We start from the raw sequence: 24218 nt of genomic DNA, 5'->3' as shown, positions 1-24218 counted from the left end.
GTATGAAAAAGATTATTTCGCTTTTGGGAGTTGCCGCCATCTTTACGTTGTTTGCCTGTAATAAGGCGAGCGACAGTAGAATTGAGAGGAAAGTATACCCCAATGATCCGGGCAAAATGTCCGGCACGCCTAAAGTACTTTGTCTGGTGATAGATGGTGCCAGGGGAGAAACCATGAAGTCGATGAAACCGCCCGTGATCTGGAGTATGCGCGATAGTTCCGTGTTTTCCTGGACCGGTATCGGTGATGCATCCGGCGCTGATGGAGCCACCTGGGCAGATATGCTCACAGGAGTTACAGGTGCACAGCATGGTGTAACAGGTGATGATTATACCAATAAAAACCTGGGCACTTACCCGGTATTTACCAAATATCTGAAAGATGCCGGCGTCATATCGCGCAGCGCTGCGTTCTGTGCTTCGGCAACCCTGAGTCAGGAGTTGATCGCGAACAGCATGGATGTAAATAAAACATTTACTTCAGACGTGGATGTAACCACCGCTGTGATCAACGAACTGAAAAATGATAGCGCGTCAGTGGTGTTTGCGGAGTTTAATAAAGTAGAAACCGCCGGCAAACAATATGGGTTCGATGAATCTGTTCCACAATACAATCAGGCGATCCTGGATGCAGATAAAAATGTAGGCAGCATCATGGCGGCATTGCGTGGCCGTAAAAACTTTGCCAATGAAAACTGGTTGGTGATCGTTACCTCCAATCATGGCGGAACATGGCCAGTGGCGCCGGAAGATAATGACGGCACCCCTTTCAGCAATCCTGTGCAGAATACTTTTACGCTGTTCTTTAACCCCCGCTTTGAAAGCGAAGTAGTGGTAAGACCAGAAAATATCCGCGTGCCGTATGAAGGCAGCGCCGTGAGATTGTATGGCCCCCCTGATAGCTACGTGCGTGCAGAGAACGCCGATGGGCAGTTGTATAATATCGGATCAGGATCAATGACCTTTGAGGCAAAAGTGAAGTTTAATAAAGGCCCCAATGGAAATTATACTTACAGCTATCCGCCATTTTTTGGAAAGGTAGCCGCCCGCAGCGGCACCACACCTGGTTGGGCATTTTTCCGTAATGGTAGTAATATTTCCTTCTTTATAGGTGATGGCAGTACTAAAATCGAGATCAGACCATCTGTAGGATTCACAGATGGAGACTGGCATACGATCACAGGAACCGTGACTAAAGTAGGAGCCAGCTATGTAGCGGCTGTTTTCCTGGATGGTGAAAACAAAGCGACCGGTTCAATGGCCAGCAATGTAGCCGGTATCACCAGTTCAGCCAACACCATCATGGGGTATTTTACCGAAGTATTTACCGACCAGTATGTGGATATGTACATGAGTGATGTTCGTATATTCAATACCGTAGTATCTGACGAAGTTATCAAACAATGGGCTCCGCGTACTTATGTGAACAAATCACATCCTAATTACGCTAACCTCATTGGCTACTGGCCATGCCTGGATGCACAGGGCGGTGTGTTTGCAGATAAGAGTCCGTCCGGGAAGAATTTTTCTCTCAAAGGAAATTATAAATGGGCGCCTTTTAGTGATGTAAGTGGTTACCTGTTTCCTGTGATTCCTAACCAGGAAAGATATGTACCCAACCCGGTAGATATCCCCTTTATGATCCTGAACTGGATGAAGGTACCGGTACAACCGGAATGGAACCTGGTAGGAAAATCATGGCCTGCGAATTATCGTGATTTCCCATCTACCATTCAATAATCATGGTGTTTAACATAAAAAACAGTGCAATGAAAATATCATTTATCAGGTCTGTCGTAGGGTTAACACTGCTGGTGACTATGCAGACAGCCTGTAAAAAAGATTATGATTATAAAGATGGCTATGACAAGCCACTGGCTGTCGATACATCCGGCGTTGGAGCGATCGATACCAGTATGTCCAAGATCGACAGCAGCGGCTTTGCAGATGCGCGTAAGTTTCCCGGCCTTATTTCTGTTGTCGAACCCCGTTTGTATAATGTACCGGTAACACTTAACCTGGACTTTAAACTGGCCTCGCCCAACATCCGGATCAGTGTAGTTCCTGGCGCGTGGCTGAGCACCGGCTATTACGCTGCGCCCGGCGAACTGGTGAAAGTAGTAGTGCCTGAAGGTATGGAAGGAATGGCCGTGCAAATAGGATCACATACCGATGATGTAAACGGTAAGTTGCCCCAGTTGCGCGCGGGTGTGATCACCACCCGTAGTGTGGTACTGCCGGGCGTAAACTATATCCGCAATATCTATGGTGGCCTGGTATATATGATTCCTGCGCTGCCATCTAAAAAAACAGTAACTATTACCCTCAGTAATGTTTGCAAAGCGCCTGACTTTGTATTGGGAGAAACAGATCCTGTTGCGTGGAAAGATCAGGTACGCCGCTCGCAGGTGCCGGTGCTGGAGTTGAGAGGCAAACGGTTTATACTAACGGCCTACCGCAAAGTATTACTGGGCCTGCTGGATAAATTTGATGCAGGTGCCGTGATGAGTAAGTGGGACGAGGTAATAGAGAAAGATTATCACGAATGGTATGGTTTATCCGATAACCCTGCAGATCCGGTTGACCAGGCGCCGGGTACACCGCAGCGTTTTGTACTGGACATACAGATTTCGCTGGGCAGTGGTCATAATGGTTATCCCTGTATGGCGTATCTCGACTGGCACAGTGATTTCCTGGATGTGGCAGAGATCAACAAAGGAGCCAGCTGGGGACCTTTCCATGAGATAGGTCATAACTTCCAGATGGGTAGCATGTGGAGCTGGAGTGGAGCGGACGGATTGGGAGAAACTTCCAATAACCTGTTTGTATTTAAGATAGCGCAGCGTTACGGTACCAAACCTCCACGCGTATACGATGAAGAGCAGAATTTTGTGCAGCCAGCACTGGATTGGGCTGCCAAAGCCGTTGGGAATGGTAAACACTTTTCAGATGTAAAAGATGTTTTCCAGCGACTGGTACCTTTTGTACAGTTGTTCCAGCGTTACGGTTATGGTATGATGGGATATATCTGTAAAGAGGCCCGCCATGAAGAGCGTATTTCCTATATCAATGAGGTGAAGAAAAACTTCTTCTTTGTGAAGGCCAGCAGATATGCAGGTGTAAATCTCAAACCGTTTTTTGATCAATGGGGCATTGCTGTTTCGGCTTCCGCGGTGGCTGATGTCGCCGATTTGCCGGTACTTACGGAACAGGTATGGAAAAATGATATCAGATGATCATCTCCCAACAGTCAGCCAAAATAAAATTATTATGCGCATAAGATCCTTACAATATATACTGGGTTGCACACTTACAGCAACAATACTGCTGACAGGGGCCTGCAAAAAAATAGGCATGGTGTCGGATGACAATACGCCGCAACCTAAATTTTCAGATAAGAGCAAAGTACTGTTGATAGTAGTAGATGGCTTATCGGGTCTTGAATTGAAAAAGATCAAGCCCCCGGTTATCAAAAGCCTGATGCCACATAGTACCTATAGCTGGGACGCTATTGCGGATTCTATTACTACCGATGCTACGTCCTGGGCCAGTATTATGACCGGAACAGGTGTTGAAAAGAATAATATAAGAGATAGCAGCATTACACCGGGATCTGCCAGCGGCGCCCGTTTTGCGTCCTTTCTTACACTGCTGAAAAATTCCGGCCAGCGAAAACTGAAAACGATTTCCGTAACCGGATGGGATCAGTTGAATAAAACATTATTGGCAGACGCCACTGTAAAAGTAACTACGAATGATGATGATGCGGCCGTGAAAAATGCAGCAGTGACTCACCTGAAAGCAGATAGCATGGACCTGATGATTACGCATTTCAGTGGGGTTAACAAAGCCGGTAAATCTTCCGCATTCAGTGGAGACAATCCTGTTTATGTAGCTGCTGTGAACCAGTTGGATACCTATATCGGTGAATTGCTGGATGGGATGAAAAGCAGACCTGATTTTGCCAACGAAAACTGGCTGGTCATTATACAATCCACTCACGGTGGAATAGATAATACATATGGCGCCGACTCAGATGCAGAGCGCAACGCGTTTTCTCTCTACTATTGCCCGGATTTGTATCAGCATGAAATAGAAGTACCGCTGGCCATTAAATATGGTGTACACATGTACGACCAGGGAAGCGGTGCTGTAAATGCTATTCTGCAGGATAACAGTATGTACAATATTGGTAGTACAGGTAACTATACCATTGAAGCAAAAATGCGGAACTATACTCCCAACTTCTCGGTTAACTACCCGGCATTCCTCTCTAAACGCGCTTCGTTTGATGGAGGCGTGGTTGGTTGGTGTTTTTTCCAGGAAGGAAATGTATGGCAGATAAACTTTGGCCAGAAAGGGAAGAACAACATTCAGTGCAAAGGAGGGAAGATGAATGACGGTAACTGGCATCAGCTCTCAGCAGTCATTTACATGACGTCCAATAATAAGAGATGGGTGAAAACCTATACTGACGGTGTGCTGAATAATACAAAGGAGATCACTGCCAATGGAGATTTTAATACCACGGCGCCACTTACCATGGGATACATTCCCGGTTCTATCGGTACTCCGGAAAATATGTACATGTCTGATGTGCGTATATGGGGCGATTCACTCACCAGTGATGTCATTGCGAAATATTCCTGCACCAATCAGATTGATGAAACACATCCCAATTATAATAAGCTGATTGGTTATTGGCCTTGTAAAGAAGGGAAAGGTAATTTACTCAGAAATCAGGCTCCTGGCGCCACTGGGAAAAACTTTGAACTGAAAGGTGGTTATGCCTGGGATGTACTGAACTATGTATTGCCCTGTGCAGGTAATTCGGAGTTGCAAACGCCTCCTTATACCAAGGAAGTGTTTTACCAGATAGCTTACTGGCTTAATCTTCAGATCGATACTAATTGGGAAATTGAGGGTCGCTTATGGCTCAAATTTTTCTAACAGTACGTGCATTTTTTTCTTTCTTAAACGAATGCTTTATGCAGAAATTATTATCAGGATATATACGCGGAGGATTGATAGCAGCTGCTATCATATTTGTAGCGGGTATAAGCGCCTGCCGGAAAGAGTTTCCGGCACTGTCTAAATACGATACCGATACCGCAGGATTGAATTATGGTGGCGCTAAATTCAAGAAGAGAAAAGTGCTGTTGATCGGGATAGATGGTGCGCCCGGCAAGCTGGTGGAAAGTTTTAATCCAACAGTAATGACAGGATTGCTCACTAAGAGTGTGTACACCTGGGAAGGGCTGAATGATACCGTATCTACCGTGGCAGCCGGCTGGACCGGACTTACTACCGGGATGCCCTATCTCAGTCACCAGATAGGCGACAGCACACTGATTCCAAAATCGGTGCAGGGAAGTCATGCAGATATCAAGTATTACTTCAGCTTCATCTACTATCTGAAACAGGATAATCTCAATACCAAGGTAACTGCCATTACGCAATGGGATGACCTTAATAACTTCCTGCTCAATAATGCAGATAAAGTGGTGGATGTGAGCAGAACAGCCGGCGACAAGGGGGTAGTGGACGCAGCAGTAACTGAGCTGTCATCGTCCAGCCCGGATGCGCTGATTGTAAACCTGAGTGGGCCTGCCAAGGCTGGTTTACAGGCCGGGTTCAGTGATAATGCTACCTATCGCCAGGCCATTTCAGACGTGGATGCCAATGTAGGCAAACTGCTGGATGCCCTCAAGGCGCGTAAGGATGCTGATAAAGAAGACTGGTTAGTAATCATACAGTCTACCAGTGGCGGCTATATGAAACAAATGGGCGGTAAATCAGCGATGGAGCGTAATACCTTCTCTATCTATTACAGCCCCCTGATCACACCCGGAAAATTCGTTGGCCCCAAAATATTTGACTATGGCATCCGGTTCCATGGCGGTGATCCGGGATATGTACGTGCAGAAAATTATAACGATATCTACAACCCCGGCACAGGAGATATTACGATTGAGGCAAAAGTTAAATTTGCGAGAGGACTCAACGGCGATTTCGATTACTATTATCCGCCGTTTCTTACCAAGTGCAGAAACGTGGACAGTGCCGTAGTAGGATGGTCATTTTACCGCAGTGGGAATGATGTGGTGTTTGTAGTGCATGATGGTACCAATGCGTTGGAAATCACCCCAACAAAAGCGATTGTGGACGGTAACTTTCATGCTATTGCAGCCACCATTACCCATACTAAAGATGCCGGCGGGGGAAATACCTACAAGGCCAATGTGTATGTAGATGGGGAAGGCAAAGGCTCCGGCACCATTACAGACGGAGAGCCATCCATCGTGTCGCCCAGCCCACTGGTGATTGGTTACAACCCTACTGTATGGTACGATGATAACGTGGTGGATATGAACATGGCGGATGTCCGTATCTGGAATACGGCAATGCCGGACGATGCGATTAAGAAGTACGCCTATGTTTCTGATATAGATGCCACACATCCCTATTACAAGAACCTGATAGGCAACTGGCCGGGCAATGATGGCAGCGGTAATAAACTGGTTGACAGAAGTGCTTCCCACAGCGATTTTACGATTGTAGGTCCGTATTCATGGGATTTCATAGGTGCGCCGATCACGCTTTCCGATGATGCACCTTCTATACATGACGTGGTGCCTTCCATGATGACCTGGATAGGCATTACCCTGCAGGGCGATGATAAGCCGCCGGGAAAGAACTGGCTGCAGGTGATCGGTATTAACTAAAGGTCGATTATAGTACAGTATATCAGGGGATGCCGGCAACGGTGTCCCTTTTTTATTCTTACAGAAGAATAGATGAGGTGTAATCCTTTACTATGGCTAGTTATTGATGTAATAAATATTTTTTCTTGCTTTTTAATTGTAAATGTGACAATTATTTTGTTCTTTTGAATTGTCACTGCAAATCAAGGTTGCGGGACAGGATATTTTAAAACCTCGTTATGAAAAAACAATATCATTATATCTGTACAGGTATTATAGGGCTGTTGCTTTCCACGCAGGCCATACAAGCACAAAATACGGTTACCTTCCGTTCTGATGCGCCCACACAAACGATCAACCGCAATATTTACGGGCATTTTGCGGAACATCTCGGCAATTGTATTTATGGTGGATTTTATGTGGGTGACACTTCCCATATTCCCAATACGAACGGGGTTCGTAAGGATGTTATCGCCGCCCTGCGAAAAATGAAAATTCCCAATCTCCGCTGGCCGGGTGGTTGTTTTGCAGATACTTATCACTGGAAGGATGGTATAGGCCCGAAAGATAAAAGGCCGGCCATCGTAAATACCTGGTGGGGAAATGTAACAGAGAACAACAGCTTCGGCACACACGACTTCCTGAACATGTGTGAAGAGCTGGGCGCAGAGCCTTACCTCTCTGGCAACGTAGGCAGTGGTACGGTGCAGGAACTGGGGGACTGGGTGCAGTATGCCAACTTCGGTGGTAAAAGCCCGATGTCTGACCTGCGGCAGCAAAATGGCCGGCAGGCCCCCTGGAAGGTTCGCTTCTGGGGCGTAGGTAACGAAGCGTGGGGCTGTGGCGGTAATATGCGTCCTGAATATTATGTAGATCAGTACCGCAAGTTTGCCACCTTTATGAATAGTGATTTGAAGGATGGAATTTTCCGGATCGCCTCCGGCGCCAGCGATGCGGATTATAACTGGACCGAAGTATTGATGAAAAATATTCCACTGCATTTGTTGCAGGGCGTGGCCGTGCACCATTATTCTATCATAGACTGGAACCGCAAAGGGGACGCGGTTGATTTCACAGAACAGCAATATTTTACAACGATGAAGTCGGCCCTGCTGACCGATACCCTGATCCGTAAACATACGGCCGTAATGGACAAGTATGATCCGGCAAAAAAGGTAGCCCTTGTAGTAGACGAATGGGGTGGATGGTATAACGTACAAGGAGGTACGAACCCTGGCTTCCTGTTTCAGCAGAATACCATGCGCGATGCTATGATCGCAGGTTCCACCCTCAACATCTTTAATAATCATTCCGATCGTGTACGCATGGCCAACCTGGCACAGGCGATCAATGTACTGCAATCGGTTATCCTTACTAAGGGAGACACCATGGTATTAACGCCCACCTACTACGTGATGGAGATGTACAGCGTACACCAGGATGCCACCCTGATCCCTGTTGATGTTCACTGCAACGACTATACGCTTGGTAATGAAAAATTGCCAGCAGTTACCGTTTCTGCTTCGAAAGATAAAAATGGCGTTACGCATATTTCCCTGGTAAATATTGATGCCCATAAAGCACAGGAAATTACGCTGGATACCCGCAGCCAGGCCTACAAATCTGTCAATGGCCGATTACTTACCTCTGCTAAATTGCAGGACTACAATAGTTTTGCAAAGCCAAATACTATTAAGCCGGTAGATTTCAAAGGCGCATCGCTTAAGAACAATGCCATCAGCGTAAAACTACCGCCTTTCTCAGTGGTAATGCTGGAACTGAAATAAGAATTACGAATTACGGAGTTGTGAGGAGATTTTACAGGAGATATTCGTATAAGTCTCCTCACAACTCCGTAATTCGTAATTTCTTTTTTATAAGTGTCAATGATACATTAAATATGAATTCATCTTACGTTATAGGAGTAGATTACGGCACCGATTCCGTCCGTTCCATCATAGTGGATGTACAAAACGGTCAGGAAATAGCAGCAGCGGTATTTTATTATCCACGCTGGAAAGATGGTTTGTACTGCAACGCTGCACAGAGCCGTTTCCGTCAGCACCCGCTGGACTATGTGGAAGGACTGGAAACCACCATCAAACAATGTTTGCAGCAGGCAGGGAGTACTGTGGCGGCTAACATCAAAGCCATCTCCGTAGATACTACAGGTTCCAGCCCTGTGGCAGTAGACGAAACAGGTACACCGCTGGCGCTTACGCCCGCCTTCCATGATAATCCTAATGCCATGTTTGTATTGTGGAAAGATCATACCGCTCTGAAGGAAGCAGCTGCCATCAACGCTACGGCAGCCACCTTTGAAGAGAACTATCTTCGCTTTGTTGGCGGCATTTATTCTTCTGAATGGTTCTGGGCTAAATTGCTGCATATTCTTCGTGCAGACGAAGCCGTTAGGAAAGCTACGTATTCCTGGGTAGAGCACTGCGACTGGATACCTTTTCTGCTTTCAGGAGGCAAACATGTAAGTCAGTTGAAACGCGGTGTTTGCAGCGCCGGCCATAAAGCCCTTTTTGCAGAAGCATTTGGCGGGCTACCACCCGATGCTTTTTTTACGGCCGTAGATCCATTGTTACAGGGATTCACACAACGCCTCTTTAGCAAAACATATACCGCCAGCGAAGCCGCCGGACATCTGTGTCCGGAGTGGTCGGAGCGGCTGGGACTTCCCACCAGTGTGGTCATCGGCATCGGTGCTTTTGATGCGCATATGGGCGCCGTAGGCGGACAAATAGAACCATACCATCTCAGCAAAGTAATGGGTACTTCCACCTGCGATATGCTGGTGGCGCCCATGGAAGAGATGCAACACACCCTGGTAAAAGGCATCTGTGGTCAGGTACCGGGATCTGTGATCCCCGGTATGATGGGCATGGAAGCCGGACAGTCCGCTTTCGGAGATGCTTACGCCTGGTTCAGCAACGTACTGGCGTGGCCGTTACAACAGCTGCTGCCTTCCTCTTCCCTGATAGACGCCGCCACCGCAGCCAGGTTAGCGGAAGAAACCAGTGGTAGAATGATCACTGAGCTGGCCCGGCAGGCCGCGCAGATCGCACCGGAAGAGCATAGTGAACTGGGGATCGACTGGCTGAACGGTCGTCGTACCCCCGATGCGGACCAGTCGCTCAAAGGTACCCTCACCGGACTGAATCTCGCTACAGATGCTCCCCGCATTTTCCGCACCGTGGCAGAGTCCACCTGCTTTGGCGCCAAAGCCATTGTAGAACGTTTCGAAAGGGAAGGCGTACCCGTAAAAGGATTGATCGGTATCGGCGGTGTCGCCAAAAAGTCGGCCTTTATCATGCAGATGATGGCAGACGTAATGAACATGCCTATTCGTATTCACCGCTCCGAACAAACCTGCGCACTGGGCGCCGCTATGTTTGCTGCTACCGCCGCCGGCATATTTACCCGAGTGGAAGAAGCCATGGAAGCCATGGGGCAGGGCTTCGAAAAGACTTATCAACCGGATGTGCAACGGGCAGGAATATACGAAAACAGGTACCAGAAATATAAAGCTTTAGGCGCCTTTACTGCCGCCATCACCATAGATTAATAGTTGTATGCAACAATATCAGGATATCCGGCTGGCCGCATATGAGGCCAATATGCAGTTGCCTGCATTAGGACTGGTGATCTTCACCTTTGGTAATGTAAGTGCAGTTGATCGCCGGCAAGGTGTATTTGCCATTAAACCCAGCGGCGTGCCATACGCTGAACTGACACCGGAAAAAATGGTGATAGTGGATTTTGATGGCAGAACAGTGGACGGACAACTACGCCCGTCTTCTGATACGCTGACCCACGCCGTATTATATAAACACTGGGAGCATATTGGCGGTATTGTCCATACCCACTCTACCTATGCCACCGCATGGGCACAGAGTCAACGCGATATTCCCATTTATGGCACCACGCATGCCGACCATAACACGGTAGACATTCCCTGCGCACCGCCCATGTCTGACGAGATGATTGCCGGTGACTATGAATACCAGACCGGCTTCCAGATCATGGACACATTGTCGCAGCGCGGACTCACTTACACCGATATAGAAATGATCCTGGTAGGCAACCATGCACCCTTTACCTGGGCTGCCACACCTGCCAAAGCAGTATATAACAGCGCCGTGCTGGAATCAGTAGCACAGATGGCGTACCTCACCGAGTCGATCAACGGCAACGCTCCCCGTCTGAAAGACGCACTTATTAAAAAGCATTTTGAACGTAAACATGGCCCCAATTCCTATTACGGGCAGTAAACCAAGCAATATGATTAATCTGAAAACATTTGAGATCTGGTTTGTTACCGGTAGTCAAAATTTATACGGAGAAGAAACATTAAGACAGGTAGCCGCACATAGCCAGGAAATAGCCGCCGCACTGAATCAGGATAAGCGCATACCCGTTACCGTAGTATACAAGCCTACGGTGAAATCACCGGAGGAGATTTACGCTGTATGCATGGAAGCTAATGCTGCTACCAATTGTATAGGTATCGTTACCTGGATGCACACTTTTTCTCCGGCCAAAATGTGGATACGTGGATTGAAAGCATTGGCCAAGCCAATCTGTCACCTCCACACCCAATACAACCGCGATATTCCCTGGAGCGAAATAGATATGGACTTCATGAACCTGAACCAGAGCGCGCATGGCGACCGGGAATTCGGATTTATGATGAGCCGCATGCGCATCAACCGCAAAGTAATCACCGGCCACTGGCAGGATCCGGAAGTACTGGACGAACTGGGTGCCTGGGCCAGGGTGGCCGCGGGCTGGCACGACTGGCAAGGAGGACGCTTTGTGCGCTTTGGAGATAACATGCGCTTTGTAGCCGTAACAGACGGTGATAAGGTAGAAGCCGAATCCAAACTGGGTTTTTCCTGTAATACCCACGGCATAGGGGACCTGGTGAATGTGATCAACGGTATCTCCGATGCCGCCGTTGCCTCCCTGGTGAAGGAATATGGCGATAGCTACACTATTTCATCTGCACTGTTGCAGGATGTGGCGTTGAAAGATGCCGCCAGAATTGAGCTGGGCCTGAAAGCATTCCTGGAAGCAGGCGATTACAAAGGATTCTCCGATACGTTTGAAGACCTGCATGGCATGGTGCAATTGCCAGGTATTGCCGTACAACGTCTCATGAAAGCAGGCTACGGTTTTGCAGGGGAGGGCGATTGGAAAACAGCTGCACTCGTGAGAGCCATGAAAGTAATGGGCAGCGGTTTACCCGGTGGCAACTCTTTTATGGAAGATTATACCTACCATTTTGATCCGGCTAACCCCCTGGTACTCGGTTCGCATATGCTGGAAATCTGTGAGTCGATTGCAGATGGTAAACCTTCCTGTGAGAAGCATCCGCTGGGAATAGGAGGTAAGTCAGATCCGGTAAGACTGGTGTTTAACTCCGCTGCAGGTCCTGCTATCAATGCGTCTATGGTGGATATGGGGAACCGTTTCCGTTTGCTGGTAAACGAAGTAGAAGCCGTTGCGCCGCCACAGGATCTGCCTAAGCTCCCCGTAGCCCGCGTATTGTGGAAACCTTATCCCGATATGAAAAAAGGATGTACCGCCTGGATACTGGCAGGTGGCGCACATCATACCTGCTATAGTCAGAACCTTACCGCCGTACATATGCAGGACTTTGCAGAAATGGCCGGCATAGAACTGGCGCTGATAGATAAACATACAGACCTGCGTGAATTTAAAAATGAACTCCGCTGGAATGACGCAACATATTGAAAATAGCTTTTAGCCGTTAGCTTTTAGCTTTTAGCAAAATGCAGCGAAGGGGATGTTATGTTATTCTTCGCTGCATTTTGCTAAAAGCTAAAAGCTAATGGCTAAAAGCTTAAAAACCCTCCCGTTATGAAAAATATACTCTCCACTGGCGACATTCTCGTCTTTATCATTTACTTCGTTGTTGTATCTGCGTACGGTTACTGGATATATAGCAAGAAGAAGAAAACCGCTACTGATACCAAAGATTTTTTCCTGGCAGAAGGATCGCTTACCTGGTGGGCCATCGGTGCCTCTCTGATTGCCTCCAATATTTCTGCAGAGCAGTTTATCGGCATGAGTGGCGATGGTTATTTTGTAGGAATAGCGGTAGCCGCTTATGAATGGATTGCAGCCATAGCGCTCATCATCATTGCAGTGTGGTTTATTCCCATCTACCTGAAGAATAAAATTTATACCATGCCACAGTTCCTGAAAACACGCTACAATGAAACGGTAGCGTTAATCATGGCAATTTTCTGGCTGTTTTTGTATGTGTTCGTTAACCTCACTTCTATTTTGTACCTCGGCGCACTTGCTATCAATGGCTTGCTGGGAGGGGAATACCTGCATGTTGTAATGATTGCCCTGTCTGTTTTTGCTGTCATCATTACATTGGGAGGTATGAAGGTAATTGGTTATACCGATGTGATACAGGTGAGTGTACTCATCATCGGCGGACTGGCTACCACTTATATGGCCTTAACGCTGGTGAGTGAAAAATTTGGCCTGGGGCATAATGCCATGGCTGGTTTCAATGCCCTGATGAAAGATGCACCGGATCATTTCCATATGATATTGGCTAAACCCGATGCCGCATCTTCGCAGGAATATATCAATAAATATTTAGTGTTGCCGGGTATCCTGATGTATGCAGCAGGACAGTGGATCGTGAACCTTAACTACTGGGGTTGCAATCAGTATATTACACAACGTGCGTTGGGGGCTAATCTGCAAACCGCCCGTAATGGAATTCTCTTTGCAGGCCTGCTGAAAATTATGATGCCTGTCATCGTTATGTTGCCTGGTATTGCAGCTTATGTGTTGCAGAAAAATGGTCACCTGCCAGGTCTGGATAGCAAAGATGGGGCATATGCAGCTATTCTCGGTTTTCTGCCTTCCGGGCTGAAAGGCTTGTCTATTGCCGCTTTAACAGCTGCCATTGTGGCTTCACTTGCAGGCAAAGCGAATAGTATCTCTACCATTTTTACATTGGATGTATACCGTAAATATATCAGCAAAGACGCCTCTGAAGAAAAGCTGGTATGGACCGGCCGTATCACAGTTATCGTTGCGATGGTGTTAGGAATCCTCTTTACCTGGAATGATCTGCTGGGAATTGGCGGTGAAGGTGGATTTACCTTCATTCAGAAATACACCGGCTTTATCAGCCCCGGTGTATTTGCCATGTTCCTGCTGGGCATGTTCTGGAAACGCACTACCGGCGCTGCGGCAGTAGCAGGTATCATTACCGGCTTTACGCTCTGTGTTTTCTTTAACCAGTTTGCACCAACGGTATTAGGTCATGAAACCATTTTTTATACGGCCTATCCCAATGGAAAAGGAGGGTATGAAATTCCTTTCCTCATCTGTATGGGCCTGGCTTTTATGTTTACCATGATAGTGATGATTGCCATCAGCTTCGCCGGACCAAAAATAAATCCCAAAGCATTTGTACTGGATAAAGCGATGTTTAAGATCAGTCCGGCTACCACCGTATTGATTGTTATTACGCTGTTGTTGCTATCGGCTTTGTATATACGCTTTTGGTAAAGCGTGGATTTTGTCTTTGTTCAGTATAATCCTGAACAAAGACAAAGCTCCGCTTAAATTTGTACTTTCACTGACTAATACATCGTTATGAAAAGATATTCGCAGCAGACGAGGTTGTTATTTGCCGTTGACTGTATTATATTTGGGTTTGATGGGCAAGAGCTGAAACTGCTGCTGATACAGAGAGGTTTTGAACCTTGCAAAGGGCAATGGAGCCTGGTAGGGGGCTTTGTACAGGAGAGTGAAAGTGCGGAAGATGCGGCCAGCAGGGTGCTTAAAAATCTGAGTGGACTGGATGGTATTTACATGGAACAACTGCATACCTTCAGTTCGCCTTCCCGGGATACTGTAGAACGTACTGTGTCTGTAGCCTACACTGCCCTGATAGATATCCAGAAGTATAAGCAACAACTGAACGAAGATTTTCACCCCGTATGGTTTCCTATTAATCATCACCCGGAACTGATCTTTGATCATAAAGCGATGGTAGACCTGGCGAAGGAAAAGCTTCGTTATAAAGCAGCGTTGCACCCGTTATTGCTGGAACTACTGCCGGGTAAATTCACAATCCCTCAATTACAGCACCTGTACGAATCTGTGTATAATATCTCTTTTGATAAAGGCAATTTCAGCCGCAAGATCCTTTCTACCAAACTGCTGGTAAAGCTGACTGATAAAGATAAACTAAGCTCTAAAAAAGGCGCCTTCTACTATAGAATAGACCGCAAAAAGTATAACGCTAACTTCCACGCGTTCCTCAACTTTGTTCCTGACCCCCATGTGCTGCAGCATAACAGCAGGTTATAAAAATGGTGAATATTTTAATTGTTATTTTGACAATTAAATAAGTTCTGTTAATTTGGACTTGTTATGAAAAAACAAAAATACTCCATACTGTTACAGGGGATAGTTATGTCATTACTCCTGTCGATATTGTTTCCTGTACGGTTAGCGGCGCAACGCCCATTGAATTTTATCGTGAAAGCCAACGAAGTTAAAACGGCTGTATCTCCCAATATGTGGGGCATCTTCTTTGAAGATATCAACCTTAGCGCAGACGGTGGTATTTATGCGGAACTGGTGAAGAACCGCTCCTTTGAATTCAGTATACCGCTCATGGGCTGGAGTATTCCGAAGGAACTAGCCGCCAACGGGCAGGTGCTGGTTATCAACCGGCAGACCACCAATGCGGCCAATCCCCGCTTTGCCAGGGTAACGGTGCCCGACACACGTAATTTCGCATTGGTGAACGAAGGATTCCGTGGTATGGGCATTAAAGCAGGAGAGCAATATAATTTCTCTTTGTATGCCAGACAGCAGTCTGCTACGCCAATGGAACTCACGGTTACCTTACTGGATGAATCAGGCAAAGCTATCGGCAGCACTACCATAGCACCTGTCGGCAATAGCTGGCAACAATATAAAGGGAGCTTCACGGCTTCCGCTACGGTATCTAAAGGAAAATTGCAGGTGGCATTCAAAGGGCCGGGCATAGTTGATATAGACATGATTTCATTGTTCCCGCAGCATACCTGGAAAGAGCGCCCCAATGGCTTACGTGCCGATCTCGTACAATTACTGGCAGACCTGCATCCGGGATTTCTCCGCTTCCCCGGAGGCTGCATTGTAGAAGGGCGGGAGCTGACCAACCGCTATCAGTGGAAGAAAACAGTAGGAGATGTGAATGAGCGCGAAGTGATCATGAACCGATGGAATACAGAGTTTGCACACCGTTCAACACCGGATTATTTTCAATCTTTCGGATTGGGCTTCTTCGAATACTTTCAGCTGTCGGAAGATATTGGTGCTTCACCACTACCGATTCTCAACTGTGGCATGGCCTGTCAGTTTAATAGCAGTGAAGTCGTTGCTGTAAATGAGCTGGACCCTTACATACAGGACGCACTGGACCTGATAGCATTTGCCAATGGAGATGTAAATACTACATGGGGGGCCCTGCGTGCCAAAATGGGACATCCTGCACCATTTAACCTGAAAATGATGGGTGTGGGCAATGAACAGTGGGGGCCGCAGTATGTAGAGCGTTACACGATTTTTGCAAAAGCGATTAAAGAAAAGTATCCGGACATAAAATTGATCAATAGCCTGGGACCCGGTCCGGACGGTGATAAATTTACTTTCCTGAATGATACGTTGCGTAAACTGCATGCAGATATCCTGGATGAACATTATTACAGTTCCCCCGAATGGTTCCTGAAAAATGCTTCGCGTTACGATACGTACGACCGCAAGGGACCGAAGATCTTTGCCGGCGAGTATGCTGCTCACAGCAAAGGTGTTGGCAATGGTGATAATAAAAATACCTGGCAGTGCGCCCTCGCTGAGGCTGCATTTATGACCGGCCTGGAACGCAATACAGATGTAGTGGTAATGGCTTCCTACGCGCCATTGCTGGCACATGTGGATGGCTGGCAATGGACACCGGATCTGATCTGGTTTGATAACCTACGCTCGTATGGTACGCCGAACTACTATGTACAAAAACTCTATGCTAACAACAAAGGGAGTGTGGTGGTACCGATTCTGAAAAATAATGACGTGATCAGCGGACAGGACAGCGTATATGCTTCAGCGGTAGTGGACCATGTTACTGGCGAACTGGTGGTAAAACTGGTGAATACATCCGCTAATTCTATTCCTGCGGAGTTGATTGTGCAGGGCAGGAAGCTGGCCACCAGTGGAAGCGTAACTAAATTGCAAAGCAATAGCCTGCAGGGACTGAATTCCCTCGATCAGCCAACGAATATTTCCCCGGTTGTACAAAGTATTGATATTAAAGGCAAGACAATACGAACTAATATAGCACCCTGGTCTTTTTACGTGATCAGGATTAAGATGAATGAGTAGATCATATAACTGTCCCACTATATAAGCCGTTGGCGGGAAATGCTCCTGTCAGCGGTTTTTTTCATAATGATTATGTATGTCAATGGTACGTTGGGAAAACGATTCTTTTGAGGTAGCTGATTAGTTGGGTTGTTTCCGGGCGATCGACCGGAAACAACCCAACGGTCATTTACTCTTTCACCATTCTGCAGCCGTACAACGGTCCGGCGCTGTTATTGTTTTTAGGTACAAAACGTATGTTCACGCGTTCTTTTCCTTTTGTCAGGCTTTCAGGTATTGCATAGGAGATCTGATAAAACCGGCTCTCCTTGAATTTATTGATATCTTCTGTTGCGATCGTGGTGCCGTCTACTATAATGTCGAATGTTCTGCCACGGTTATCCATACCCCAGTACGTGCATTGCAGGGAGTGTTTGCTGTTGGGGGCTACTTTCATCTGGAAGGAGAAATAACCTTCCGGCCATGCGATACGCCATTTGCGGCCATGCTCTTCTTCAGTGGTTGTTTTTTCACCGGTGAATTCATGATCACGTTCTGGTTGCATTTCTCCGGGGCGAAGGATATCTGTGGTGCGGGCATCGAGTTCCTGCTGTTGCTTTTTTTCAGCGGCATAGCGTACCTGTTGCAGCTTCCAGCTCTCCGGTGAAAATACATCCCAGTATACGGTGTAATATTCGTTTTTAGTTTGATAGAAAGGTGACAGCGTAACATCCTGTGGTTGTGCGGTGCCAACAGAGCGGAAGGTGAGCGTATTGTTATCGGTGCGTTTGATCCAGGTATCGGGGGAATGATTGGCAGTGACCAATACCGGCACACCACTAACCGGGTCTGGTTCTTTTTCACCCAGTATACCGGATAGCAACACAGGGCCGTAGAACAATGCCTGTCGATTTGGGTTATCGGGGATGGCTTCTGTATACACATCTGCGGGTAAGGTAAGCGTTACTTTATCATTGTTTTTCCAATTGCGGCGGATCACAAAGTAGCCGCCTGGATCTGTCGTGAGCGGCTGGGCGGTGCCATTTACCCGCAGGGTAATGCCTGCTCTAGCCCAGGCTGGTTTACGGATGCGTAACGCAAAGGAAGCAGTCTGCTTCGTACTAACGGTGAAGGTAGTACGATTATCGGCAGGCAGATTGTTTTCCTGTTTCAGGGTAATTTCTTTTTCCTGCCATTGCAGTACAGATGGGATAAAGAGGTTGACATACAGACTTCCGTCTTCGCCTTTGTAATAAATGCTCTCGCCATATTTCACATGATTTTCCATACCTGATCCAACACAGCAGGTAAAGGTTTCGAACTCATCGCTGTACTCTTTTTTGCCACCCATACGGAGTGGTACGAAGTAGCACATCATACCGGTTTCATGATTTTGAGAGGCGAGAATATGATTATACAATGCCTTTTCGTAATAGTCCATTAGTCTGGCTTGTGGCGACAAAGCAAACAGGTGCCTGGTCAGCTTCAGCATGTTATAGGTATTGCAGGTTTCGGTGGTGTTGTCCGTTAGTGCTTCGTTGAGTTGTCTGGCGGCGCCGAAATATTCATAATTGCTATTACCTCCGTTGGCATAGGAGTGATCTTTTGTCACTACCTCCCAGAAGTAGGTGGCAATGGCAGCATCGTTGCTGTCTTTATTCAGTTCATATCTCCGGATGCTGGCAATAGCTTTGGGGATCTGGGTGTTGGAATGCTTACCGGGAAGTACATCTTTCCCGATAGCCAGTGAATCAAGAATACGTTTATCATAGAAGCGATAGGAGAGATCAAGGTACTTTTTATCGCCACTCAGGGCGTAGGTATTGACAAGTGTTTCCGCCATGCCACCGTATTCGCAGATCAGCATTTGCTGCATCTGTGCTTCCGTGAGATTTTTGATGACATTGCCGGTCCAGTCGGCGATACCTTTGTTGACCTGCAATGCTTGTGCATTATTGCAATAGAGCCATGCGTCCAGTAAGCCGGCCATTATTTTATGTACCGTATACCAGGGTGACCAGGCACCGTTGAGGTCAAAGCCGCGGGAGCGGATATCGCCGGCGGCTACCTCGGTCCAGAGTTTATCATCATTAGGGAAGGCGCCAATATATCCGCTGTGGCGGCTTTGCTGACATAAGGCCAGTTCATTTACCAGGTAGTTCACCCGGTTCAGGTAAGCGGTATCTTTCGTGGCGGCATATTGCATGGCGCAGGCGGATAAGTAATGGCCCATGGTATGTCCGGCGAGGCCACCAGTTTCCCAACCGCCGTATTGTTTCCCTTTAGGTGCCAGACCAGCATTGGAGCGGAAGGCCGACAATAATCTGTCGGGGTCTATTTTTAGCAGGTAATGTGCATCCGCCAGCATGGCTGTTTTGAACGGGCCGTCCAGTAACGTTACGGCCGCTAACGGAAACGGATATGCTTTAATGGCTACTGCCGGCAGCACTTTCATCTTAGGCTCTTTCCAGCCCGGAACATAGGACTGGGCAGTTGTGCTATAATACCCTGCCAGTGCCAGACAGGTAATGATCAGTCTTTTCATATTCATCAATATTTATCCCGCTAAAGCTAGCTACCACGCCGTATACTTACTTTCCGATTATTGACAGATAGTATACGTATTTTAATCATTCGCTTTTTTAATTGTTTAATTGACACTAAAAATAAAATAAAATTATTTGACTTTAGCCGGATTATCACGATATTTAGTGACTCTTTTTCACTTAATACCAAAATACGTTATGGACATGAATTTAAAGGCGATGACTGCCCTATTGATTTCCGGTGGCACCCTACTGGCTTCCTGTAACAACAATGCTCCTAAGACAGAAGAAAGTAAGGATTCCACAGCAGTTGCCACTACTCCGGCTAACGGCCCGCGCAGCTTTGGTCATGCAGACGGTCAGGAAGTATTGCAATACACCCTGAAGAATGCCAATGGGATGGAAGTTAAGATCCTGAACTACGGCGGTACCATTACCGATATTATCACCGCCGACAAAGAAGGCCAGAAAGGAAACGTCGTATTATCTTACGATTCATTATCAGGTTACCAGCAAAAAGGACAGCCTTACTTTGGCGCGCTGATTGGCCGCTACGCCAACAGGATTGCCAATGCAAAATTCAAACTGGATGGCAAAGAATATTCCCTTGCTGCCAATAACGATGTAAATAGTCTTCATGGCGGTCTTAAAGGCTTTGATAAAGTAGTATGGGCAGCCACCCCCGCTGGCGACAGCAGTCTGCAGCTGGTATATACCAGCAAAGACGGGGAAGAAGGTTATCCAGGTACTTTACAGGCAACCGTAGTGTATACGCTCACGCCTGACAACGCCCTGCAGATTACTTACAAAGCTACTTCCGATAAAGCCACCCCGGTGAACCTCACCAACCACGCTTATTTTAATCTTTCTGCTGGTAAAGACAGCACCATCCTGGGCCATGAATTGTCCCTGAAGGCCAGTCGTTATACCCCGGTTACGGATAAACTGATTCCTACCGGTAAACTGGATCCGGTAAAAGGTGGCCCTATGGATTTTACGTCACCTAAGAAAATCGGCGCCGATATCGGTAAAGTAAAAGGTGGGTATGACCATAACTGGGTACTGGACAAAAAAGAAGGCGATCTGGAAACTATTGCTACCCTGTACGATCCTAACAGCGGTCGTTTCATGGAAGTAGCTACTACGCAGCCAGGTATACAGTTTTATACCGGCAACTTCCTGGATGGTACCCTTACCAATACCCGTGATGGTAAAAAATATGTGAAGAACGCAGCACTTTGCCTGGAAACGCAGCATTTCCCTGATTCTCCGAATCAGCCGTCTTTCCCTAACGTGATCCTGAAGCCAGGTGAAACGTTTTCACAAACCACTGTGTATAAATTCTCTACAAAATAAGTAATAGTAAGGCGGTTGTTTCCATCTGGGGCAACCGCTTAATTTATGCAGCTGCGCGCTGGTCTGGCATTTCTTTCTTCATCATGCCGATCATTCCCCATACCCCCAGGATAGCGGCTATCAAACACATAAAAAGTACCGGCGACACATATAAGATCCCCACATAACCCAGCAGGGCCAGGTTAAAGCAAACCAATACCCCTATAATGACCTTTCCGAGCCATTTGCCGGCTTTAAATTCAAGCGGACGATTGATAGGCTGCGTACTGTACTTGTGCACCAGCAGCGCCGTTAATTCAGCGGAAAACTGCTCCGTTGTTTGCGCCGTGCCGTTTTCTTTTAAAAATACACGGAGTTGGTCGTCATTGATTTTATTCATAATAAATTTCTTTTTTCCTGGTCCAGTAATAACTGTAACGCCGCTTCCAGTTGTTTACGTCCTCTCAGCAGCCGCATTTTTATGGCGGATTTATTCATTCCCAGTATATCGCAAATCTCCCCGATACTTTTTTCCGCGATATAATGAAGCGTAATGATGGTTCTGTCTTCCGCTGCCAGTTCATTCAGCAGCAGGGTCACGTATTTTTTCCTTTCTGTGGCGATTAACGCATCCCAGCTCTGATTTTCAGAAAATCCCGGTAAACCGGCTGCGTACTGTGTTTCGAAAGGGACCGGCTGCGGCTTCCTGTACTGGATTTTTGTAATCGAAGTATTATAAACAATTTTATAAAGCCAGGAGGAAAATTTAGCATTGTTATTAAATTTTCGGAGAGCAGCAAAGGCTTTTACAAAGGAATCCTGTACAACTTCCTCCGCATCCTCCCTGTTTGAAACAATCCCCATGGCAATGGTGAAGGCAAAGTCCTTATAGGTATTCACCAGATAAGCTATGCCGGCAGGGTCACCAAGCGCTGCTTTTTTTAATAGTTCATCTTCGGGTTGAATTTGCCTAAATAGTTTCATCAGATAGTTAGACCAGCAAAGAAGGAAAGTGGTCACAAAAAAAATATTGTGACCATTTGGGCAAATGGCTGGTCTAATATGAAAGTAGCCAAAAACTTTTAAATAATACAACATGCAACTAACGTCCGCCGCCTTATTTATTGCTATTGCACTGGTCATATTCGGAATCAGCTATTATTATTTCACGACCAGGCATAAAGAACGAATGGCCATCCTTGAGAAAGGACTGCCGCCAGATTATTTCAAGGGAAATATAACAGTACTGCCTTTCTTATTAATACTGGGTATTATAAGTATTGGCATTGCGATGGGATTGCTGACAGGCGCCTTGCTGGATGCACTACCCATTCCGGGAGTTAGCAATGACCTTAAATTTATCTTTTCTATATTCCTTTGTTTAGGTATTAGTTTATTAGTGGGATATGCGCTGCTTAAATCCCATTCCCGGAAGCCTTAAACATACCTAAGAAAGTATACCATCCCATCACAGGAAACCCACACCCGCATGTATTAGCTTTTAATCATGCCGCCGTCCTGTGCCCATTATCCTCACCAGTTAAATACAAATTATCATGAAAAATAAGTTAGCGGGATCGCTATTGCTATTATTCCTCCACCTTCACTTTATAGCGCCGGCACAATCAGCCGAAGCACGAATAGATACCCTGTTGTCGAAGACATTTTCTGGTACTGGTCCCGGAGGCGTAGTACTTGTGGCCAAAGATGATAAGATCATTTACCAGCAGGCGTTCGGTAAAGCAGACCTGGAAGCAGATCTTCCCATGCAACCGGAACAGGTATTCCGCATCGGCTCCATCACCAAACAGTTTACTGCCTGCGCCATTATGAAGCTGATAGAAGTAGGCAGGTTATCACTGCAGGATGATATCCGCCGGTTTATCCCCGACTATCCCACGCATGGACAAACCATTACCATCGAACATTTACTCACGCATACCTCAGGCATTTCCGCCAGCGCCGGGAAATGGACGCCAGAAGCACGAAAAAAAGATATGACACCGCTGGAACTGATAAAGCAATTTAAGGAAGAACCCATGGAATTTGAGCCAGGCGCGAATTTCCGCTATAACAATAATGGGTATGTACTCCTCGGCTATATCATTTCACTGGTTACCCAAACTTCCTATGAGGAATATATCACTACACATATCTTTGAGGTCCTCGGCATGAAACATACCTTTTTCGATAACGGAGATCATATCATCCCCAACAGGGCACACGGTTATGAAAAGTATGATGATCATTACAGAAATGCCGCCTTCCTGAGCATGTCCCAACCTTATGCAGCAGGCGCTATACTCTCTACTGCGATGGATTTATATACCTGGAACAAAGCAGTCATGGAGTATAAGGTTATCCGGAAACAAAGCCTGGACAAAGCATTAACGCCCTATCAACTGAAAAGTGGTGCCTCTACCGGATACGGCTATGGCTGGTGGTGTGGCAATATTCAGGGAAGCCCCGACAGGCATCATGATGGACTGATTAATGGATTCTCCACCTTCGCTGTTTATCTTTCAAAAGAAAAAGTATTTGTAGTCCTCCTGACGAATTGCGAAAATAATAACCCGGAACTAACAGCCACAAAAATAGCCGCCATCACAATCGGAAAGGCTTATCCGCAACAGGAAATACCATTATCTGCTGAACAGCAAAAGGAGTTGGAAGGTGTATACGGATCAACGGCAACGGGTGAGAATTACATCGTGTATGAAGATAACCGACTGTTGTTGTATAAAAAAGGCGGCACTAAAAGCCGGTTGGTGCCTTTTGATAAAGACCAGTGCTGGCAGGATAACAGTTTGAATACCTTCACCTTTACCAGGGATAGCAGTGGCCATATTAATACAGTAGTGATACACGGTAACGGCGATTCCACCATCCTGAAACGCAGTGATAAGATCGTTACCGCCATGAAGGCAATACCCGTGGAACCCGCCAGCCTGGAAAAGTACGCAGGTAAATACCGGTTCAGCTCCGGATTTATTTTAACGATCAGCCAGGAAGATAACCGGATGTATGGTAAGGGAACAGGTGGGAGACAGGTAAAGCAGGAAATATTATTGTATGCACCACATCAGTTTTTTGCGAAGAATATGGATGCGCAATTATCTTTTCATGTAGATGAGCAGGGAAAAGTACGGGGGCTGACGAAAATCCAGAATGGGCAGGAGGAGGCGGAGAAAGTAGAATAATAAAAAAACCGC

At 46.7% G+C, this 24218-nt stretch carries 17 protein-coding genes; 14 read left to right on the top strand and 3 right to left on the bottom strand.

Annotated features, from left to right (window positions below; translation table 11 throughout):
* Positions 1–2: 2 nt before the first annotated feature.
* The 11 genes from AC1DCV_RS08195 (at position 3) to AC1DCV_RS08145 (ending at position 17146) form a co-directional block, all read left to right on the top strand.
* Positions 3–1739, top strand: coding sequence for a DUF4983 domain-containing protein (locus AC1DCV_RS08195; protein ID WP_477022733.1), 1737 nt, complete (start codon positions 3–5; stop codon positions 1737–1739).
* A gap of 29 nt (positions 1740–1768) precedes the next feature.
* The gene (locus AC1DCV_RS08190) at positions 1769–3235 is read left to right on the top strand and encodes a M60 family metallopeptidase (protein WP_477022732.1); all 1467 of its coding nucleotides are present in this window, start codon (positions 1769–1771) and stop codon (positions 3233–3235) included.
* A 34-nt stretch (positions 3236–3269) separates the two neighbouring features.
* Entirely contained in the window at positions 3270–4949 is a 1680-nt protein-coding gene (locus AC1DCV_RS08185; protein ID WP_477022731.1) for an alkaline phosphatase family protein, read from the top strand.
* Positions 4950–4987: 38 nt separating this feature from the next.
* Positions 4988–6724 (top strand): LamG-like jellyroll fold domain-containing protein, encoded by a 1737-nt coding sequence (locus AC1DCV_RS08180; protein ID WP_477022730.1) that lies wholly within the window; start codon positions 4988–4990, stop codon positions 6722–6724.
* 218 nt (positions 6725–6942) lie between these two features.
* Positions 6943–8490 carry an alpha-N-arabinofuranosidase gene (locus AC1DCV_RS08175; protein WP_477022729.1) on the top strand — a complete coding sequence of 516 codons (1548 nt, stop codon included), beginning with the start codon at positions 6943–6945 and terminating at the stop codon, positions 8488–8490.
* A 113-nt stretch (positions 8491–8603) separates the two neighbouring features.
* On the top strand, positions 8604–10277 hold the full coding sequence (locus AC1DCV_RS08170; protein ID WP_477022728.1) for a ribulokinase: 1674 nt from the start codon (positions 8604–8606) through the stop codon (positions 10275–10277).
* 7 nt (positions 10278–10284) lie between these two features.
* Positions 10285–10983 (top strand): L-ribulose-5-phosphate 4-epimerase, encoded by a 699-nt coding sequence (locus tag AC1DCV_RS08165; protein WP_477022727.1) that lies wholly within the window; start codon positions 10285–10287, stop codon positions 10981–10983.
* Positions 10984–10993: 10 nt separating this feature from the next.
* Positions 10994–12469, top strand: a complete 1476-nt coding sequence (gene araA / locus AC1DCV_RS08160; RefSeq protein ID WP_477022726.1) for an L-arabinose isomerase — start codon at positions 10994–10996, stop codon at positions 12467–12469.
* A 126-nt stretch (positions 12470–12595) separates the two neighbouring features.
* Positions 12596–14278: a sodium:solute symporter family transporter gene (locus AC1DCV_RS08155; protein WP_441574154.1), complete on the top strand. Its 1683-nt coding sequence runs from the start codon at positions 12596–12598 to the stop codon at positions 14276–14278.
* Between the two features lie 87 nt (positions 14279–14365).
* Entirely contained in the window at positions 14366–15085 is a 720-nt protein-coding gene (locus tag AC1DCV_RS08150; protein WP_477022725.1) for an NUDIX hydrolase, read from the top strand.
* A gap of 63 nt (positions 15086–15148) precedes the next feature.
* Positions 15149–17146, top strand: a complete 1998-nt coding sequence (locus tag AC1DCV_RS08145) for an alpha-L-arabinofuranosidase C-terminal domain-containing protein (RefSeq protein WP_477022724.1) — start codon at positions 15149–15151, stop codon at positions 17144–17146.
* A 169-nt stretch (positions 17147–17315) separates the two neighbouring features.
* On the opposite strand, the gene AC1DCV_RS08140 is transcribed toward AC1DCV_RS08145, so the two are convergent.
* On the bottom strand, positions 17316–19670 hold the full coding sequence (locus tag AC1DCV_RS08140) for a beta-L-arabinofuranosidase domain-containing protein (protein WP_477022723.1): 2355 nt from the start codon (positions 19668–19670) through the stop codon (positions 17316–17318).
* A 199-nt stretch (positions 19671–19869) separates the two neighbouring features.
* On the opposite strand from AC1DCV_RS08140, the gene AC1DCV_RS08135 reads away from it, so the two are divergent.
* Positions 19870–21027, top strand: a complete 1158-nt coding sequence (locus AC1DCV_RS08135) for an aldose epimerase family protein (protein WP_477022722.1) — start codon at positions 19870–19872, stop codon at positions 21025–21027.
* 43 nt (positions 21028–21070) lie between these two features.
* Here the strand turns inward: AC1DCV_RS08135 and AC1DCV_RS08130 are convergent, their stop codons facing one another.
* Together AC1DCV_RS08130 and AC1DCV_RS08125 are read right to left on the bottom strand one after the other, a co-directional pair.
* Positions 21071–21406, bottom strand: a complete 336-nt coding sequence (locus AC1DCV_RS08130) for a hypothetical protein (protein WP_477022721.1) — start codon at positions 21404–21406, stop codon at positions 21071–21073.
* Entirely contained in the window at positions 21403–21990 is a 588-nt protein-coding gene (locus tag AC1DCV_RS08125) for an RNA polymerase sigma factor (RefSeq protein WP_477022720.1), read from the bottom strand. The genes AC1DCV_RS08130 and AC1DCV_RS08125 overlap by 4 nt, the downstream gene beginning before the upstream one ends.
* 112 nt (positions 21991–22102) lie before the next feature.
* Between AC1DCV_RS08125 and AC1DCV_RS08120 the strand changes: the two genes are divergently transcribed.
* Together AC1DCV_RS08120 and AC1DCV_RS08115 are read left to right on the top strand one after the other, a co-directional pair.
* Positions 22103–22447 carry a DUF6249 domain-containing protein gene (locus tag AC1DCV_RS08120; RefSeq protein WP_477022719.1) on the top strand — a complete coding sequence of 115 codons (345 nt, stop codon included), beginning with the start codon at positions 22103–22105 and terminating at the stop codon, positions 22445–22447.
* Between the two features lie 115 nt (positions 22448–22562).
* Positions 22563–24206, top strand: a complete 1644-nt coding sequence (locus tag AC1DCV_RS08115) for a serine hydrolase (protein WP_477022718.1) — start codon at positions 22563–22565, stop codon at positions 24204–24206.
* Positions 24207–24218 lie beyond the last annotated feature (12 nt).

It is taken from the genome of Chitinophaga sp. 10T418 (assembly GCF_056394125.1).
Note: the sequence above shows the minus strand (reverse complement) of the source record. Positions and strands in the feature narration are given on the sequence as shown.

Bases quoted from the DNA above. Each gene is read 5' to 3' on its own strand.
- AC1DCV_RS08125 (WP_477022720.1), bottom strand. From the start codon at position 21,990: ATGAAACTATTTAGGCAAATTCAACCCGAAGATGAACTATTAAAAAAA.
- araA (WP_477022726.1), top strand. From the start codon at position 10,994: ATGATTAATCTGAAAACATTTGAGATCTGGTTTGTTACCGGTAGTCAA.
- AC1DCV_RS08130 (WP_477022721.1), bottom strand. From the start codon at position 21,406: ATGAATAAAATCAATGACGACCAACTCCGTGTATTTTTAAAAGAAAAC.
- AC1DCV_RS08175 (WP_477022729.1), top strand. From the start codon at position 6,943: ATGAAAAAACAATATCATTATATCTGTACAGGTATTATAGGGCTGTTG.
- AC1DCV_RS08120 (WP_477022719.1), top strand. From the start codon at position 22,103: ATGCAACTAACGTCCGCCGCCTTATTTATTGCTATTGCACTGGTCATA.
- AC1DCV_RS08165 (WP_477022727.1), top strand. From the start codon at position 10,285: ATGCAACAATATCAGGATATCCGGCTGGCCGCATATGAGGCCAATATG.
- AC1DCV_RS08150 (WP_477022725.1), top strand. From the start codon at position 14,366: ATGAAAAGATATTCGCAGCAGACGAGGTTGTTATTTGCCGTTGACTGT.
- AC1DCV_RS08170 (WP_477022728.1), top strand. From the start codon at position 8,604: ATGAATTCATCTTACGTTATAGGAGTAGATTACGGCACCGATTCCGTC.
- AC1DCV_RS08145 (WP_477022724.1), top strand. From the start codon at position 15,149: ATGAAAAAACAAAAATACTCCATACTGTTACAGGGGATAGTTATGTCA.
- AC1DCV_RS08190 (WP_477022732.1), top strand. From the start codon at position 1,769: ATGAAAATATCATTTATCAGGTCTGTCGTAGGGTTAACACTGCTGGTG.
- AC1DCV_RS08115 (WP_477022718.1), top strand. From the start codon at position 22,563: ATGAAAAATAAGTTAGCGGGATCGCTATTGCTATTATTCCTCCACCTT.
- AC1DCV_RS08195 (WP_477022733.1), top strand. From the start codon at position 3: ATGAAAAAGATTATTTCGCTTTTGGGAGTTGCCGCCATCTTTACGTTG.
- AC1DCV_RS08140 (WP_477022723.1), bottom strand. From the start codon at position 19,670: ATGAAAAGACTGATCATTACCTGTCTGGCACTGGCAGGGTATTATAGC.
- AC1DCV_RS08135 (WP_477022722.1), top strand. From the start codon at position 19,870: ATGGACATGAATTTAAAGGCGATGACTGCCCTATTGATTTCCGGTGGC.
- AC1DCV_RS08180 (WP_477022730.1), top strand. From the start codon at position 4,988: ATGCAGAAATTATTATCAGGATATATACGCGGAGGATTGATAGCAGCT.
- AC1DCV_RS08185 (WP_477022731.1), top strand. From the start codon at position 3,270: ATGCGCATAAGATCCTTACAATATATACTGGGTTGCACACTTACAGCA.
- AC1DCV_RS08155 (WP_441574154.1), top strand. From the start codon at position 12,596: ATGAAAAATATACTCTCCACTGGCGACATTCTCGTCTTTATCATTTAC.